Raw genomic sequence first — 16,160 nt, 5'->3', positions numbered from 1 at the left:
CATGAAAAACAGGAAATATCTCGTTGCATCGCTGTTCATCGCTCTCGCCCTCGCCGGCTGCGCCAGTGACGAGGCCGTCAAGCCCGCGGGCGACGGATCAGGCGCCGCGCCGGCGCAGACGGCGCCTGCTGACAGCGGAGCGGCATCGGGTTCGGCCCTGTCCGATCGTGAACGGCAGAGACGCGCCGAACTGCTGGCGCAGAAGCGCGTGCATTTCGCCTTCGACAGCAGCACCATCGATGACGAGGCGCGCGCCATTATCGAGGCCCATTCATCCCACCTCGTGTCCAATCCGCAGCTCAAGGTGACGCTCGAAGGCAATTGTGACGAACGTGGCACGCGCGAGTACAACCTGGCGCTGGGCGAGCGGCGTGCGCAGGCCGTCGAGCGCATGATGAAGGTTCTCGGCGTCGCCGGCAGCCGCATCAAGACCGTTTCTTACGGCGAGGAAAAGCCGCTGTGCCAGGAACATGATGAGTCCTGCTGGCGTCAGAATCGCCGCGCCGAGATCGGCTATTAAATCGGGCATATGACCATGCGGCATCCCCGGCGCTTCGCGGTATGGATGGCGGGGGTACTGGCCGCCGGCCTGTTCACGCCGGCGTGGGCGGCAGATGCGTCGTCCGGCGGACGCAACCTGCCGCCGGTGGTGGAAATGGGGGTGGGGGGTGCGCCGGCAGCCTCCTCCACGCCATCGCGCGAAGTCCTGGCCGACCTCCTGCAACAGCTGGAGTCGCTGCAAACGGAGCTGCGCAGCCTGCGGGGCCAGCTCGAGGTCCAAACCAACGAGATCGAGCGCCTGAAGGCGCGACAGCGCGATTTGCTGGCCGATATCGACCGGCGGGTCAGCGAGCTGGAGCGCCGCGCTCCCGCGGGCGCTGCGGCGGCCTCCGCCGGGCCCGCCCCCGCCGCTCCCGTGATCACGGTCCAGGAGCAGAAGGACTACGACACGGCATTCAGCCTGATGAAACAGGGGCAATACGACCGTGCCGCCAAGGGGTTTCGTGACTTCCTCGCGAACTACCCGCAAAGCACTCTGCGTGACAATGCCCGCTACTGGCTCGGCGAGGCCTATTACGTGAAGCGTGATTTTCGCAAGGCGCTGGCGGAGTTCACCCGGTTGATGAGCGATCAACCCGGGAACCCGAAGGCGCCGGATGCCATGCTCAAGATCGGTTACTGCCATTATGAGCTCGGTGAATGGGCGCGGGCACGGGAAAATCTCAATCAGGTGATGGCGCGTTATCCCGGCCAGCCTGCCGCCAAATCGGCCGAGCAGCGTCTGGCGAAGATGAAAAAAGAAGGACGCTGAGACAGTTCGTACCGTCAGTCGAAAATCGTAAAGGCAAGTTCTGGTAAAATTCCCGGCATGTCCATACCCGGCCGGCGTATCCCTTTTGTGCTTTTCTCGCACGGTTTTTCTGGCGATGCCTCGTCCCGTCGCTGACGCTCACGACTCACGATCCACGGCTCACGGCCTTGACCGGCTGCGCGTGACGGAAATCTTTTATTCGTTGCAGGGCGAGGCGCGCACTGTGGGTTACCCCACGGTATTCATCCGCCTGACCGGCTGCCCGCTGCGCTGCACCTACTGCGACACGGAATACGCCTTTTATGGCGGGCAGTGGATGGAGCTCGGTGAGATAATGCAACGCGTGGCGGAGCACGCGCCACGCTACGTGACGGTCACCGGCGGTGAGCCGCTGGCGCAACGCCCGTGCCGCGAATTGCTGACGGCGCTGTGCCAGCGCGGTTACGAGGTGTCGCTCGAGACCGGCGGCGCGCTCGACATCGCCGGCATCGACCCGCGCGTGAGCATCGTCATGGACCTCAAGACGCCCGGCTCCGGAGAGGAGCGGCGCAATCTCTACGCCAACATGCCGCATCTCGCCCGCAAGGACCAGGTAAAGTTCGTTATTTGCGATCGCGCGGATTACGAATGGAGCCGCGCCAAGCTGGCCGAATACCAGCTCGACCAGCGCTGCGAAGTGCTGTTCTCGCCCTGCCATGGGCAGCTGAACCCGACCGAGCTGGCTGAGTGGATCCTGCAGGATCATTTGCCGGTACGGATGCAGATACAGCTGCACAAACTGCTCTGGAACGATGCCCGCGGACACTGATGCCGGCAAAAAGGCGGTGGTGCTGGTTTCCGGCGGCCTCGATTCCGCGACGGTGCTGGCCCTGGCCCGGGACGCAGGCGCGCGCTGCCATGCGCTCACCTTCGATTACGGGCAGCGCCACCGCGTGGAGCTCGACGCGGCGCGCCGCGTGGCCCGGCAGCTGGGCGCCGCCGATCACCGCGTAGTCAGACTCGACATCGGCTGGATGGGCGGTTCGGCGCTGACCGACACCCGCATCGCCGTGCCGCAGGAGTCCACGCCGGGAATTCCCGTCACCTATGTTCCGGCGCGTAACACCATATTTCTTTCCATTGCGCTCGGCTGGGCCGAGGTGCTGGACGCGCGCGACATTTATATCGGCGCCAATGCCGTGGATTATTCCGGCTATCCTGACTGCCGGCCGGAATTCATCCGCGCCTTCGAGAGCCTGGCGAATCTGGCCACCAAGGCCGGGGTGGAGGGAAAAGGTTTTCATGTACATGCACCGCTCATGAAAATGCATAAACATGAAATCATTCGCAGCGGCGCGCGCCTGGGCGTTGATTACGCGCTCACGCTGTCGTGCTACGACCCGGACGCCGCGGGGCTCGCCTGCGGCCATTGCGACGCCTGCCGCCTGCGCGCGCAGGGGTTTGCCGAGGCCGGCATCGCCGATCCCACCCGTTACCGTTGATGTCGCGGGCTTGGCATTCCGCTTCGATATTGGCAATATTCGATTATCCTTTCGAGGAGTTGTCCCGGGCGGTACTGAACGCGGTTCACGTATTTCGGAGCGGGCATGAAATTATCGGTTCTGGTTCTGGAAGGCCCCTACAATCACGAAGCCTCTGACAGCGCGTACAACTTCATCCAGGCCGCCCTCGCCAAGGGCCATACCATCCGCGGCATCTTTTTCTACGACGACGGCGTGTACAACGCCACCCGGCTCATGGATCCGCCGCAGGACGACCGGCATATCTCCAAACGCTGGTCGGAACTGGGCGCGACCGGCATCGACATGATCGTCTGCGTCGCCGCGGCCAAGCGCCGCGGCATCACCAACGAGGTGCTGGTGCCGAATATCCGCATCTCGGGTCTGGGCCAGCTGGCGAGCCTGATCGACGAAGCCGACCGGCTGGTCACTTTTGGCGACTGATACAGGGCGGATCTGATGGCGGCGACGGGAAAAAAGGTCATGGTGACGGTGCGCAAGGCGCCGCACGGCAGCATCTACGTGCAGGAATCCATCGAGGTCATGTTCATCTTCGCGACCTACGACATGGAACTGTCGGTGGTGTTCCTGGATGACGGCGTGCTGGCCCTGCACCCGGGCCAGGACACGAAGGGACTCGGTATCAAGGGCTTCATGGCCTCGCTCGGCGCCCTGGTGGACTGGGAGGTGACGAAAGTTTACGTCGATCGGCAGTCGCTCAAGGACCGGAATATTTCCGAGGATGCGATCATCACGATCGGCAGGGACGAAGAGACCGACGCGCCGATCCGGCCCCGGGTCCTGGACAGCGCCGAGATCGCTGCGATGATGGCGGCGCAGCACAGCATCGTGTCATTCTAGGAAATTCCCATGCTCCATACCGTCAACAAGTCGCCATTCCAGAACAGCTCGCTGGAAAATTGCCTGCGCGTGGCGCAGCCGGGCGATGTCATCCTGTTGCTGGAAGACGGCGTGTACGCGGCATCCGCGGGAACGGCGAAATCGTCCCTGATCGAGCAGGCCGTGAAACGGCACACGGTTTATGCCATCGACGCCGATCTGAAGGCGCGCGGCCTGGCGAATCTCGTCAAGGAGGTCCGCGTCGCGAGCTACGGCGATTTTGTCGATCTGGTGGAACAGCACCCGGTGCACGCCTGGCTGTAGTTGTGCGGCCAAAGCGCACACCGCAACCGGGCGCGGGCCCGGTTTTTTTATTTCAGGAAGCCTTCCTGATATAGAAGTGAAACTTGCCGCCTTCTTCGCTGGTCTCGACGATCTGATCGCCGGTTTTGTTCACCAGGGCGGGAATATCGCTCTTGGTGCCAACATCCGTGGCCAGCAGATGCAGCACCTGTCCTGCCTCCAGTGATTGCAGCATTTTCTTGGTTTTCATAACGGGCATGGGGCAGTTGAGTCCCGAGGTGTCCAGTTCTTTATCAAACGTCGGCATCTTCGTACCTCATGAAAAATGACTGAAAAAAATGATTCTACTCGCCCGTGTTTTCCGGGGAAAGCATTACCGGCTGTGCCAAAATGTCATGCCAGATCAGTCCGGACAGACAGGTGGTATGGCACTAGACGTCAAAGCGACGCAAAATAATCCCCGGCATGAACGGCCAGGAATAAAGCGGCGGGCGGTAACGTCTCTGATGGTCGGTTTTTTCTGCATTAAAGGCGATAACCGGGGGTATCTATGGAACTGAGTAATGTTCAGAACGTGGCGCTGTGGGGTTTTCTGGCGGCCGTGGTGTTCGGCGCCATCGCCAACAAGACCAATTTCTGCACCATGGGCGCGGTCAGCGACTGGGTGAACATGGACGACAAGAACCGTCTGCGGGCGTGGTTTCTCGCCATCGGCGTCGCCATCATCGGCACGCAGCTGATGCAGGCATGGGGAGTGGTCGACCTCGGCCAGTCCATTTATCTCACGGCCAATTTCGGCTGGCTCGGTCACGCCCTCGGCGGGTTTCTCTTCGGCGTCGGCATGACCCTGGGCGGCGGCTGCGGGCAGCGCACCCTGGTGCGGTTCGGTGGCGGTAACCTGAAATCGCTGGTGGTGATGCTGTTGATGGCCATCACCGCTTACATGACCTTGCGCGGACTGATTGCGCCGGTGCGCATCAACGCCATCGAGGTCACGAACCTGGACCTGGCCGCGCGCAACGTGCCGGATCAGGGCATCGCGACACTGATTCAATCACTGGCCGGCGCGACCGACATGCAGGCGGTACGCTGGGTGGTGGCGGCCGTCGTCGGCCTCGGCTTCACCCTCTATGCGCTGGCGAGCAGGGAATTCCTCGCCAGCTACAAGAATCTTTTTGCCGGGACCAGCATCGGCCTGCTCGTCGTCGCCGGCTGGTACATCACCGGCAAACTCGGCTTTGACGAATTCGAGCCGGTGCGGCTGGAGTCCTACACCTTCGTCGCGCCGGTGGCGGAGAACCTGAATTACCTGATGACCTATACAGGCTCCACCATCAACTTCGGCATCGCCGCCGTATTCGGCATCATCACCGGTTCGTTTCTGTATGCCTTGGTGTCGGGCACTTTCCGCATCGAAACCTTCAGCTCGCGCGAGGATATGGTAAATCACGTCATCGGCGGCGTGCTGATGGGTTTTGGCGGCGTCATCGCGCTCGGTTGCACCATCGGCCAGGGCGTCACCGGCATGTCCACGCTGGCGTTCGGCTCGGTGATCACGCTGTTCACGATCATCTTCGGCGCGGCGCTGACCATGAAGGTGCAGGGCCACATGCTTGACGAGCAGCCGTTCTGGCGCTCGCTGAGACTGTCACTGGCGGACATGAAGCTGCTGCCCGCTCCCGGCCCGTAACACGCCACACCCGGCAGTCACTGCCCGCGCAGTTTGGTTTGACAGGTCGATGCCGCCTCTGGATAATGCCGCCTCCTGTTTTTTCCCTTCCCGCGCGGGCCGTTAGCTCAGTCGGTAGAGCAGCTGGCTTTTAACCAGTTGGTCGGCAGTTCGAATCTGCCACGGCCCACCATATTCCCTTGATCGTGTTGTCGTCGTGACTTCGCTGAGTCACTATTTCTGTATAAGCTCCGCCGGGTTTACGCAGATTACCGATGACTCCTGTCACCACACCGTTGCCAGCAACGCCGACACAGCGACTGTTCTTTGCGCTGTGGCCGCCGGCCGAATTGAGCCGCGAACTTCACCGGCTCGCCGGCAATGCTTTGCGCGGCGGCGCCGGCCGACGCGTGGCGCCGGAGAATATTCATCTGACGCTGGCCTTCCTGGGTTCGGTTAACGCGTCGTTCCGGGAATGTGCCGAGCAGGCGGCCACCGCGATTCGCGCCACATCTTTCACGCTGATGCTTGAACAGATGGGTTATTGGCCAAAGCCCGGCATCCTGTGGGCGGGTCCGAATCAGACCCCATCGCTATTGATACAGCTGGTGCAGGAGCTGAATGCCGGGCTTGTCGCTTGCGGCTATGATGCGGAGAAGCGTCCCTACGCGGCGCACCTGACGCTCGCACGCAAGACGCATCTGCATAACGCCGTTGCTTCCATGGAACCCCGCGCGTGGGAGATAAACCGGTTCCATCTGGTGCGATCACATACACATGCCGGCGGCGCGCGCTACGAAATTCTGCGTTCCTGGCCGCTCAATTCGCCAGCAGCGTGAGTGCTCGCCCCTTGGCGGGCAGTTTCTCGTAGAGCAGGGCGCGCATGGCGATCAGATGGGTAAGCGAGCCTTCGTCGGAGAGAATCCTGAGCGCATTGGCTCCCGTGCGTTCGGTCATGCTTTTGCGCTGGCGCAGGTCCTGTATGCTCAGTACCGGATCGCTGTAGGAAAAATAGGCGATGCGCCGGCGATGCCGGATGAGCTCGAGGGTGACGGTGCGGTTTTGCGGATCGCCGCGCACGCCGATGACCAGCGCCAGTTCGCCGCGCTTGGTGATGAGGTAACTGAAATAATTGGTGTCGCTCGCGGTGCAGATCAGGCGCGCGATGTCCTGCTGTATCTGCGTCGTCAGCCCGGCGCGTTTGTCCTCGTGCCGGCATTTCCCGCGCGGCCGGTCGTCCCGCAGCTGCGCGACGATCTCCGCGGGGGTGAAGTATCCCGTCATGTCGTGTTCATCCACCCGAATCGCGGTTTACCAGCGTGCGAACAAGCGGCCATTCTCCACCTTGGACTCGAACCGTTTCAGCGGCCGATTACCCTTTTCCACGCACTCCCCGGTTTTGATGTCGAAGGCCCAATGATGCTTGGGGCAGGTGAGCCGGAAACCCTCCAGCGCCAGATGCGGAATATTGGTGACCTGATGCGGACAGCGGCTGTCGTAGACGCTGAACTCGCCATTGACGCGGTAGACGAACAGGCTGCGCCCGTCGCTGTCGCAGTAGGTGATCTTGCCTTCCGGAATCTGGTCTGCCGGTTTGACATCGTGCCAGCGCTTTTCCTTGCCCAAATTCTCGGCGCGGAACTCCGGGATATCCATGTCGAGCAGGATATCGACGGCCCACACGATCTTGGCCAGCCCGAGCGCGGGAAAGGCGTGCAGAATGGCGTCGAGGATCTCGTTGGGCGTGGCCCCGGCGTCGAGCGCGCGCGGCAGATACTGGCGGAGCCCGCCTTCGGTCTGGACCGCGATCTTGGTGATGACGGTGATCAGCATGCGGGTCTTGGGGTCGAGCGATTTGCCCGTTTCCTTCAGGAACTTGAGATAGGCCTTCATCGCTTCGGGCCGGGCGCCGACCAGATAATTCAACGCGTCACTCATCCGGAACTCTCCTGTGATTTACCGTATAAAACGAAAGGGCAAACGCCCTGCGCCGGCGGGTATTATGCGCAGCACGCCCGCAGGGCGCCAGTCGTATCGCAAGGGACAATAAATCTTTACACATGCGGGCGCGCCCCGGGCGCGCCCGTGGCGATCAGGCGCCGAGGGGAATGTATTTGGTGGGAATCACGCCGTGCTCGCCCGGCGGCAGCACCTTGCGGATCTCCAGTCCCCGGTGGGCGCCTTCGGATCCCTCGTGCATGAGATCGATAACCTTGGCCGGTGTGAAGGGCGTTTTGTCGGAATTGAGTACCATCGCCACCTTGGGTCTGAGGCGGCGCGTGCGGTTGATGGAGACGACCACCCCGATACTGCCATTGTTGAGCTCGACGACGCTGCCGATGGGGTAGATACCCATGCACTGGATGAACTGCTCTACCAGCAGCGGCTGGAAATCCCGGCCGCGCCAGGAGTACATTTTCGTGAGCGCATCGTGCGCTGACAGCCCGGCATGGTAAGAACGATCCGAGGTGATGGCGTCGTAGCAATCCACGATGCCCCCGATGGATCCAAAGAGTCCGATCTGATCGCCCTTGGATCCGTTGGCGTAGCCCCCGCCGGCGTAACGTTCATGATGGTAACGCGCGACATCGATGGAGACGGAAGAGATGCCGTGCGTCTGTTCGAGGATGCCGACGCCCTGCGGGACGTGACTCTTCATGAGGGAAAATTCCTCGTCGGTGAGCTTGCCCGGCTTGTTGATGATGTCATTCGGAACTTTCATCTTGCCGATATCGTGCAGCAGCGCGCCGATACCGAGAAGATTCAGTTCTTCGTCCGTGAGATCCAGGTGCCGGCCAAAGGCCAGTGCCAGCACGCAGACCCGCAGGCTGTGCAGCGCGGTGTACTCGTCCTTGTCCTTGAGCTGGTTGAGGCACATGAGCGCGTCCGGATTGCGGATGACGCTGTCCACCATGTCGGCCACGACCTTCTTGGCGGCGGTGGTGTTGATTGAGCGGCCGAGGCGCACGTCGGTCATGATGTCGTACACGGCCTCGCGGGTTTCGGTGACGATTTCCCGGGCGTGGCCGATCTCCTCCTCGAGCGTGGTGACGTCCTGGTAGCGCGGCGGGCGCCGGTGACCCGGCGCAAACCGTTCGATCACCTTTTCAAATTTTATGATGGGTTCTTTTTTCTCCGGAGGCACAATCAGGATCGGCGATGTGCTGGCGGTCGGACGGGGCCTCGACGACACGTCGATTCCCTGTTCGGTGTCGATATAGACGTGCCGGCAATAGCGACCGATTTCCTCGATCTGTTCGTCCGACTGGATCTCGAAGCCCTGGAACAGGAACGGCGTTTCGCGCCAATGGCGGCCCACCAGCTCGGAGACATACATGCCGCGCTGAAGATCCTGTACGGCAATCTTCTTTTTCATATCATAAAGATACAGCAAGTTTCGCGCCAAAACGGCGCGAATTTCACTGTCGGGAAGGCGCGAACGGCTTAAGCTTTCTTTTTGTTTTCAAGCAGTTTGTGAATTATCGGCGTGAGGATGATTTCCATGGCGAAGCCCATCTTGCCGCCGGGCACGACGATGGTGTTGGGGCGGGACATGAACGAGCCGTTGATCATGCTCAGAAAGTAGGGGAAATCGACGTTCTTGGGGTCGCGGAAACGGATCACGACCAGGCTCTCGTCTGCGGTGGGGATGTCGCGCGCGATGAAGGGATTGGAGGTGTCCACCACCGGCACGCGCTGAAAGTCGATGTGCGAGCGCGAGAATTGCGGCGTGATGTAATGCACGTAGTCGTACATGCGGCGCAGAATGGTGTCCACCACGGCCTCGGCGGAATAACCGCGTTCGGCGGTGTCGCGCTGAATTTTCTGGATCCATTCGAGATTGACGATCGGCACCACGCCGACCAGCAGATCCACCCACTTGGCGACGTCGACGCCGGCCTTGGCGTCCACCACGCCGCCGTGCAGGCCTTCGTAGAACAGGAGATCGGTGCCGGGGGGGATGTCTTCCCACGGCGTGAACTCGCCGCCCTTGAGCGACGTGCCAAGCCGCTTGTTATGCACAGCGGCTTCATCGTCGTTGTGCAGGTAGTAGCGTTTCTTGCCGGTACCGGTCTCGCCGTAGGTCTTGAACTGTTTTTCCAGCTCCTCGAAAATGTTGGCCTCGGGACCGAAATGGCTGAAGTTGCGATTGCCCTCGGCCTCGGCCTTGATCATCGCTTGCCGCATTTCGGCGCGGTTATAACGGTGGAAGCTGTCGCCCTCCACGATCGCCGGGTTGATCTGCGAGCGCCGGAAAATATGCTCGAAAGCAACCTTGACGGTGGAGGTACCGGCGCCGCTCGAGCCGGTGATGGAGATGATCGGGTGCTTCTTGGACATCGCTGAGTTCCTTCAGGCTGCTAAAAGCGGGACATTCTACCTCAGGGATTAACGTTTTTGCTATTGACCCGGCCCGTCTGTAACGGGTATCGGGCAGTACGCCGCGGTGACCGCCTTCATTTACGAGTAATTAGCCGGGACAATCGCGGATACCGCTCGCCGCGCTGTCGGCGCGATGGCGGCAGGCCTCAGACAGCGTATCCGGGGTTGCCGGAAGCACCTTTGAGCCGGGGGATATAGGGTTGGCCGACGCGGACGGTTTTTGCCGCGCGCAGATATTCGGCAACGACATCCCACACCGGTTTGCCGGGCTCGATCGGCTGGACGCTGGCCCAGCCGGCGACCTTGTATTTCCTGCCGGCATCCAGCGGTTTGCCCTTGACGGTCGGGTTCTGGATGCGCTTGCCGTGAGTCTGGTTGATGTCGAGCGTATATTGCAGGCCGCCGACGCGCACCATGTCGCCGCCCTGCTGGTAGTAGGGATCGGTGTGGTACAGGTTGTCGGCGATGTCCTCGAGGATGATCTTGATCTGCTCGCCGGTGAGGTGATTGACGGTGGCGGTGGCATAGGTAATCGCCGTCTGGTCCATGAGATGCTCCATGGTGATGGCGTCGCCCGGGAGCAGGGTGGTGCCCCAGCGGAAGCCGGGTGAGAAGGCGATGTCCGCACCCTGCACCGCCAGCAATGCATCGATGATCAGTTGATCGAAGGTACCGTTGAAATTCCCGCGCCGGTAGAGCAGTCCTTCCGTCACCGCGAGTTTCTCACCGAGCTTGCTGGCATAGGGCGCGCGTACTTTCTCGATGTAGGCGGTCATTTCCTTGTCAGGCGGAAGCAGGTTGGCGAACACCGGCAGCATTTTGAAGCGATAGTCCGCCACCTTGCCGTTCCTGACGTCGAGATCGAGCACCGCCAGATATTTGCTGTTGGAGCCGGAGTTGATGACCAGCGTCTGGCCGCCGGCGTTTTTCACCAGCGACGGGGCCGGCACGGCGTCATGCGTATGCCCGCCGAGAATGACGTCGATGCCGCGCACGCGGCTGGCCATCTTGAGGTCCACGTCCATGCCGTTATGCGACAGCACCGCAACCACCTGCGCGCCTTTGGCGCGCACCTCATCCACCATTTTCTGCATGTGGTCGTCGTTGATGCCGAAGCTCCAGTCCGGGATCATGTACCGCGGATTGGCGATCGGCGTGTACGGGAAGGCCTGGCCGATGATCGCCACCGGCACCTTGTTGATTTCGCGGATCACATAAGGCTTGAAAATCAGTTCGCCCCAGGTGGCGTCATTGACATTTTGCGCCAGAAATTCGATCTGGCCTTTCAGGTCTTTCTCGACAATCTCCTTGACGCGCTCGGCGCCGTAGGTGAATTCCCAGTGCGCGGTCATGATATCGACGCCGAGCAGCTTCTGCGCGTCCACCATGTCCTGTCCCTTGGTCCACAGCGCCGTGGCCGATCCCTGCCAGGTGTCACCGCCGTCAAGGAACAGCGTGCGGCCCGGACGGCTGGCTCGCAGTTTTTTCACCAGTGTCGCAAGATGCGCGTAACCGCCGACCTTGCCGTAGCGGCGCGCGGCCTGTTCGAAATCGAGGAAGGTAAAGGCATGTGCCTCGATCGAACCCGGCTTGATATTGAAATGTTTGAGCAGGGCCTCACCGACCAGGTGCGGCGGTTTCCCGCGCGCGGCGCCGACACCGATGTTGATATTGGGTTCGCGGTAATAGGTAGGTATGAGCTGCGCGTGGGAATCGGTCATGTGCAGCAGCGTGACATTTCCGAACGGAGCCACGTCATAAAGATCGGCCGGTTTTTTGTCGCCGGCGAATGCCTTGCGGCCGTTCAAACCGCCTTCGAGAACGAGGCCGGCGGCGGCCCCCATGGCAAGCATTTGCAGAAATTCGCGTCGGGATAGGCTCATAGGATCACGCTTTTATCGGAGAGGTTTTACTTCAGGGGTTGCGTCATTTGATGACTGCACTCTGTTAAGACGTCCGGCAGCAAACTCGTATTCCCCGGCAGCCGGAAAAGAAAACCCGGCGTTACAGCGCGCCGGGTTTCCGTACATCCGGATTTTCCTAGTTGCGCATGGCCGGCGCCGTCAGGGGCAGGCCGCTGCTCATGTAGGTTTCGTACAGCTGAAGATGGTTGTAGATCTCGCTGCCGTGCTTGAAGGGCTTGGCGCGCACCTGTGAATTGCAGGTGGCATAGCGCTGGTGAATGGTTTCCAGGCGGCCCCATTCCAGACGCTGGGCCGGCCACGCGGTGGTGTGGCCAAGCGCGGCGCTGAGCGGCTGGTTGCCGCCGAAGTTCTTGCCGGCCAGATCCATGTGGCAATTGGAGCAGGCGAAATTGAGCTGCCCGCGGCGTTGCCACCAGAACTTCTTGCCGTCTTCGTAGGCTTTCACGGCGCCGGGGCTGGAAAGGTCGATCTTGATGCGCTGCCCCTGCGAAAGCGAGTAGAAGTAGGCCGTTAATTGAGCCAGCTGCACCCGCGGCCCCTGATCCTTGCTGAGGTCGGCGCTGAGGAAGGAGAAATTTTCACCATTACTGCGCGCACAGTCCATCAGATCCATTTCTGCGGTGCGGACCTTTTGTGTGGCTTCGTCCCAGTAGGGATAGCCTTGGGCAATGTTTTTGCCGCCGTTCTTGAAGCAACTGGCGTAGGTCTTGCCGTTCTTGAACGGCGTGTCCCACATCTTCTTGCCCAGGGACAGCCCGAGTTCGTAGGGCGGGAACTCGTTGATCAGCGTCCATTGTTCGCGGTATTCATCCATCCCTGGCAGGACATAGAGGCCGTTGGAGTACTGATCGAACGGGACCGTGGGGAATTTCTTTTTGAAAAAGGCCTGGAACTGCTTGAGGTCGGAAGCCGGATCGGCCATGGCCGCCGACAGGGTTCCGGCGGCAACACCCAAGGCTGCCAGAATCAGTAATATTTTTTTCATCGCGGGTTCTCCTTTTGGTGAATTCACGGACGATAAAGCGACGCTCCTCGTTCAGCCGGCGGTGGCTTCGCCGTTGCCGCTTTGCCCCTGGTTGTCGCTCCAGGTGACCTTGATCTTGTCACCGGGCTTGACGCCCTTGAGCTTGATCCCGATCAGCGGGTCTTTCGACACCGCCGGGCCAAGATCGGTGGAAGCGATTTCCTTGCCGTTCAGGGAGAAGTTCAGCTTCTGGATGTAGTGTGCCGGGACTTTCTTGTCCTTGTCCTTGGGATCCGGACGCTGTCCGGTTTCCATCGGGTGATCAATCAGCACCAGGACGTCGGTCATGTCGCCCTGGGTTTTGGTACGGATTTTCGTCTGTATGTCTGCCATGTGTTTTTCCTCAGCAATATTCGTTTACCGTTTCCGGGGTCAACCCCCGCACCCACCCACCGTCACCTTCACGTTCTGCTTGGCGCTGTAGAGCTTGCCACCGGCCTTGACCACGGCGACCACGTCCGAGGTCTGGCCCATCTTCATGCGGGCCGAGAAGTAGCCTTCGGCGCCACTGAAGCTGGCGTGGGCCACCAGGGGGGAGGGGTTCTTTTCGACGAACACGGCGATGGCCTCGACGTTGGGCATCTCGGCCAGGACCTGGATCTGGACCTGGGCGCTGTTTTCGGCCTGGGTCGGGACCCGCAGCTTGACGGCGGTTGAGGGGCTTGGGGCCCCGGGGCCGAAGACGGCGCGGATGGCTTCGTCGAGCTGCTTGGCGGCGAAGGCGTCCTTGGGCCATTCGGCGGCGAGGGCCCAGCCGGGGCGGAACAGGCCGGCGCTGCCGACACCGACCAGTACGGCGGTGGCGAGGGTGTTCTTGAGGAACAGACGGCGGGGAAGGTGAGTCACGGGGTCCTCCGGTATTTGAATGATTTCATTAGCCAGGCAGAAATGTGTCGCCTGGGCGCGCAAGATGGACGTCATAACGTCAGAACGAATTCCACGACCTTGTCGATTTCGTCGGGCGTCAGGATATTGTGACGACCGAATGGCGGCATGACGGTATTGGGATTGGCCTTGGAGGCATCGTAAATCTGCTCGCGCAGCTTGGCCTTGTCGGGCCAGCGCTTCGCCACATTTTCCATTTTGGTGGCGATGTTGCCGGAGGAGGTTCCGGCGATTTCGTGGCAACCCATGCAATTGCCCTTGGTGCGGTTGAGCACGATGCATCCACCCTGTGTCACGGCATCCTTGGGCGGGTTGTCCTTGTCGTTGCACACCTTGGAATCCGGCGCCTTGCCCGCCGCCAGCACCGCCGGCGCGGCCAGCAACGTGCCCAGCCCCAGCAACACCGTGGCGGTGCCGGTTAATACGATGTGGGTAATTTTCTGCATTGCTCCTCCTGCTGTTGTCTGTTGAACGATGCGTTGTTGGTTGATGCGAATTGATTCGATGGCAAGGAACAGATATCTCGGGCAAAGTTATCGGAAAATTTCTGACCATTCCCCGTGACAGGGCAAATCAGGATACCTTTCTCTCCGGGAATGACAAGCCCCTTTCTTATGATTCCGGTAGCCATCATTCAAGCTAAATAAGCATCTGTTAATGTAGCCCCGCTTGCCAGGCACGCAGAATTACGAGTGATGTGAAACCGGTAGTTTTAGACGCGTCGTCACCGAAAAGTATTCCTTATTTTTATTTAGTCTGGTAGAGAGCAATTTCTTCCTTGATGGCGGCTATCCTGGCCTCGATGCCGGATTGCAGATAAAAACTGTCCCCCGCGAATCGGGCTGCCAGCTGCAGTTGCTCGATCGCGGCATGGGGATTCCCGCTCAGATAGTAGTGCTCGGCCATGGCCTTGTGGGCCTCGAATTTGGTTCCGATGTCGCCGGCGGCCTGTGCCAGCATCCGGTACAACTCCGGATCTTCCGGCCGCCGTTGCAGGGCGGTTTTGAGCAGATCCCTGGCCTGACGGTATTTCCCGGTCTTGAGCAGCGCACTGGCGTAGTAATTGGCAAGTGGTGCGTCTCCGGGGGTTTTGGCGTAGGCATCGGCGTAAACGGCCAGCGCCTGTTTAAAATTTCCGGCCGCCATCTCGGTCTCTGCCTGGAGTATGCGGTAGGAGATCCGGCCCGGCTGCCGGGCCACGAGCTTGCCGATCTCCGTGCGCGCGGTCGCGAGCTGGCGTGTGCGCAGCAGGGCCACGGCATAGCCGTAGCGTTCGGCGTCCGCGTTGAGATATTTTCCCTGCGCCAGGTTTTCCCTGAACCCGCGCGCGATTTCATCCGGATTGCCGGCGGCCAGGGCACGGATTTTTGCGCGCACATGCTGAAAATCGCTGCTGTCAGGTGTCTGGCGCACGCGGAATTGTTCGGCGCGGTTGCGCGAGTCGGCGATGCGGCTGGTAGTCACCGGGTGCGTGCGCAGAAATTCCGGCAGGCTGGTATCGTTCAAGCGGTTAAGGTTTTGCATCTGTTCAAAAAATGCCGGCATGGCGTTCGGGTCGAAGCCAGAGTTCGCGAGGATCTGCATGCCGATGCGATCGGCTTCCTCTTCGAAGCTGCGCGTGTAATTGATTTCCTTCTGGGCGACGGTGGCGCTGGTCAGTGCGATCGCTGCTTCGCCGCCTTGATGTCCGGCGCTGGCCAGCAGGATGCCGGCGATGATGCCTGCCAGGGCCGGCAGGGTCGTGCGTTGCGATTCCGCGATCAGCCGCGGGATATGTCGTTGCGTGATATGCGCGGTTTCATGCGCCAGCACCGAGGCGAGTTCAGCCTCGTTCTGGGTGGCCAGGATCAGGCCGGTGTGCACGCCGATGAAGCCGCCGGGCACGGCGAAGGCGTTGATGGTCGGATTGTCGATAACGAAAAACCGGAAGTCCTGTTGCGGATTGTCGCTGTGCGACACCAGTCGCTGGCCCAGCGACTGGATGTATTCGCTGATCTCCGGATCGTTCATGAAGGCCAGCGAGCGGCGCGACTGACGCATGAGATTTTCTCCCAGCTTGCGTTCCTGCGCCGGCGATATCACCGCCATGGATTCGTCGCCCAGGTCGGGAAGGACGGTGTTGCCGGCCTGGACCGGAACTTGGGCCGAAGGGAACAGCAGGCTGGCCGCCAGCAGGGTACGGCAAAGGGGATGAAACATGATTTTCATTGTATGGCGGTTATGAAAAATCTTCGATTCATGTCATCCGCGATATGTCGGATGCAGCGTTGCCGGTTAATATTCCCTGAAACAGGCGCCGGGCAGCGCGTCGTGTGAGCCG

At 60.8% G+C, this 16,160-nt stretch carries 20 protein-coding genes and 1 tRNA gene; 10 read left to right on the top strand and 11 right to left on the bottom strand.

The window, feature by feature from the left end:
* Nucleotide 1: 1 nt before the first annotated feature.
* From pal to tusB, 7 genes are all read left to right on the top strand, one after another.
* The gene (gene pal / locus SCL_RS11060) at nucleotides 2–520 is read left to right on the top strand and encodes a peptidoglycan-associated lipoprotein Pal (RefSeq protein ID WP_096361266.1); all 519 of its coding nucleotides are present in this window, start codon (nucleotides 2–4) and stop codon (nucleotides 518–520) included.
* Nucleotides 521–535: 15 nt separating this feature from the next.
* Entirely contained in the window at nucleotides 536–1,312 is a 777-nt protein-coding gene (gene ybgF / locus SCL_RS11055; RefSeq protein ID WP_172426032.1) for a tol-pal system protein YbgF, read from the top strand.
* 115 nt (nucleotides 1,313–1,427) lie between these two features.
* Entirely contained in the window at nucleotides 1,428–2,120 is a 693-nt protein-coding gene (queE, locus tag SCL_RS11050) for a 7-carboxy-7-deazaguanine synthase QueE (RefSeq protein WP_096361264.1), read from the top strand.
* Complete coding sequence (gene queC / locus SCL_RS11045) at nucleotides 2,104–2,793, top strand: 7-cyano-7-deazaguanine synthase QueC (RefSeq protein ID WP_096361263.1); 690 nt, start codon at nucleotides 2,104–2,106, stop codon at nucleotides 2,791–2,793. Before queE ends, queC begins: the two co-directional genes overlap by 17 nt.
* Before the next feature lie 105 nt (nucleotides 2,794–2,898).
* A complete protein-coding gene (tusD, locus tag SCL_RS11040; protein ID WP_096361262.1) occupies nucleotides 2,899–3,255 on the top strand; it encodes a sulfurtransferase complex subunit TusD in 357 nt (118 codons plus the stop codon).
* Nucleotides 3,256–3,270: 15 nt separating this feature from the next.
* Nucleotides 3,271–3,672: a DsrE family protein gene (locus SCL_RS11035; protein WP_096361261.1), complete on the top strand. Its 402-nt coding sequence runs from the start codon at nucleotides 3,271–3,273 to the stop codon at nucleotides 3,670–3,672.
* A 9-nt stretch (nucleotides 3,673–3,681) separates the two neighbouring features.
* Complete coding sequence (gene tusB, locus SCL_RS11030; protein ID WP_096361260.1) at nucleotides 3,682–3,975, top strand: sulfurtransferase complex subunit TusB; 294 nt, start codon at nucleotides 3,682–3,684, stop codon at nucleotides 3,973–3,975.
* Between the two features lie 52 nt (nucleotides 3,976–4,027).
* On the opposite strand, the gene SCL_RS11025 is transcribed toward tusB, so the two are convergent.
* Entirely contained in the window at nucleotides 4,028–4,261 is a 234-nt protein-coding gene (locus SCL_RS11025; protein ID WP_096361259.1) for a sulfurtransferase TusA family protein, read from the bottom strand.
* 243 nt (nucleotides 4,262–4,504) lie between these two features.
* Here SCL_RS11025 and SCL_RS11020 point away from each other — a divergent pair, with 243 nt between their 5' ends.
* The 3 genes from SCL_RS11020 to thpR all read left to right on the top strand — a co-directional run bounded on the left by SCL_RS11020 (nucleotide 4,505) and on the right by thpR (nucleotide 6,462).
* Complete coding sequence (locus SCL_RS11020) at nucleotides 4,505–5,644, top strand: YeeE/YedE family protein (protein ID WP_096361258.1); 1,140 nt, start codon at nucleotides 4,505–4,507, stop codon at nucleotides 5,642–5,644.
* A 96-nt stretch (nucleotides 5,645–5,740) separates the two neighbouring features.
* Nucleotides 5,741–5,816, top strand: a tRNA-Lys gene (locus tag SCL_RS11015).
* A gap of 82 nt (nucleotides 5,817–5,898) precedes the next feature.
* Complete coding sequence (gene thpR / locus SCL_RS11010; protein ID WP_197702615.1) at nucleotides 5,899–6,462, top strand: RNA 2',3'-cyclic phosphodiesterase; 564 nt, start codon at nucleotides 5,899–5,901, stop codon at nucleotides 6,460–6,462.
* Here the strand turns inward: thpR and SCL_RS11005 are convergent.
* The 10 genes from SCL_RS11005 to SCL_RS10960 all read right to left on the bottom strand — a co-directional run bounded on the left by SCL_RS11005 (nucleotide 6,443) and on the right by SCL_RS10960 (nucleotide 16,039).
* On the bottom strand, nucleotides 6,443–6,907 hold the full coding sequence (locus SCL_RS11005; protein WP_096361257.1) for a hypothetical protein: 465 nt from the start codon (nucleotides 6,905–6,907) through the stop codon (nucleotides 6,443–6,445). The two genes, thpR and SCL_RS11005, sit on opposite strands and share 20 nt — an antisense overlap.
* Nucleotides 6,908–6,934: 27 nt before the next feature.
* Complete coding sequence (locus tag SCL_RS11000; protein ID WP_096361256.1) at nucleotides 6,935–7,561, bottom strand: Rieske 2Fe-2S domain-containing protein; 627 nt, start codon at nucleotides 7,559–7,561, stop codon at nucleotides 6,935–6,937.
* 154 nt (nucleotides 7,562–7,715) lie between these two features.
* The gene (locus SCL_RS10995; protein WP_096361255.1) at nucleotides 7,716–8,999 is read right to left on the bottom strand and encodes an HD-GYP domain-containing protein; all 1,284 of its coding nucleotides are present in this window, start codon (nucleotides 8,997–8,999) and stop codon (nucleotides 7,716–7,718) included.
* 68 nt (nucleotides 9,000–9,067) lie between these two features.
* The gene (locus SCL_RS10990) at nucleotides 9,068–9,964 is read right to left on the bottom strand and encodes a phosphoribulokinase (protein WP_096361254.1); all 897 of its coding nucleotides are present in this window, start codon (nucleotides 9,962–9,964) and stop codon (nucleotides 9,068–9,070) included.
* A gap of 188 nt (nucleotides 9,965–10,152) precedes the next feature.
* The gene (soxB, locus tag SCL_RS10985; RefSeq protein WP_096361253.1) at nucleotides 10,153–11,889 is read right to left on the bottom strand and encodes a thiosulfohydrolase SoxB; all 1,737 of its coding nucleotides are present in this window, start codon (nucleotides 11,887–11,889) and stop codon (nucleotides 10,153–10,155) included.
* Between the two features lie 157 nt (nucleotides 11,890–12,046).
* Entirely contained in the window at nucleotides 12,047–12,916 is an 870-nt protein-coding gene (gene soxA, locus SCL_RS10980) for a sulfur oxidation c-type cytochrome SoxA (protein ID WP_096361252.1), read from the bottom strand.
* A 51-nt stretch (nucleotides 12,917–12,967) separates the two neighbouring features.
* Complete coding sequence (soxZ, locus tag SCL_RS10975; RefSeq protein WP_096361251.1) at nucleotides 12,968–13,288, bottom strand: thiosulfate oxidation carrier complex protein SoxZ; 321 nt, start codon at nucleotides 13,286–13,288, stop codon at nucleotides 12,968–12,970.
* Between the two features lie 39 nt (nucleotides 13,289–13,327).
* Complete coding sequence (soxY, locus tag SCL_RS10970; RefSeq protein WP_096361250.1) at nucleotides 13,328–13,876, bottom strand: thiosulfate oxidation carrier protein SoxY; 549 nt, start codon at nucleotides 13,874–13,876, stop codon at nucleotides 13,328–13,330.
* Nucleotides 13,873–14,286, bottom strand: a complete 414-nt coding sequence (gene soxX, locus SCL_RS14400) for a sulfur oxidation c-type cytochrome SoxX (protein ID WP_197702614.1) — start codon at nucleotides 14,284–14,286, stop codon at nucleotides 13,873–13,875. The genes soxY and soxX overlap by 4 nt, the downstream gene beginning before the upstream one ends.
* Nucleotides 14,287–14,587: 301 nt before the next feature.
* Nucleotides 14,588–16,039 (bottom strand): beta-barrel assembly-enhancing protease, encoded by a 1,452-nt coding sequence (locus tag SCL_RS10960; RefSeq protein WP_172426031.1) that lies wholly within the window; start codon nucleotides 16,037–16,039, stop codon nucleotides 14,588–14,590.
* Nucleotides 16,040–16,160 lie beyond the last annotated feature (121 nt).

The organism is Sulfuricaulis limicola (genome assembly GCF_002355735.1).
Lineage (GTDB): Bacteria > Pseudomonadota > Gammaproteobacteria > Acidiferrobacterales > Sulfurifustaceae > Sulfuricaulis > Sulfuricaulis limicola.
Note: the sequence above shows the minus strand (reverse complement) of the source record. Positions and strands in the feature narration are given on the sequence as shown.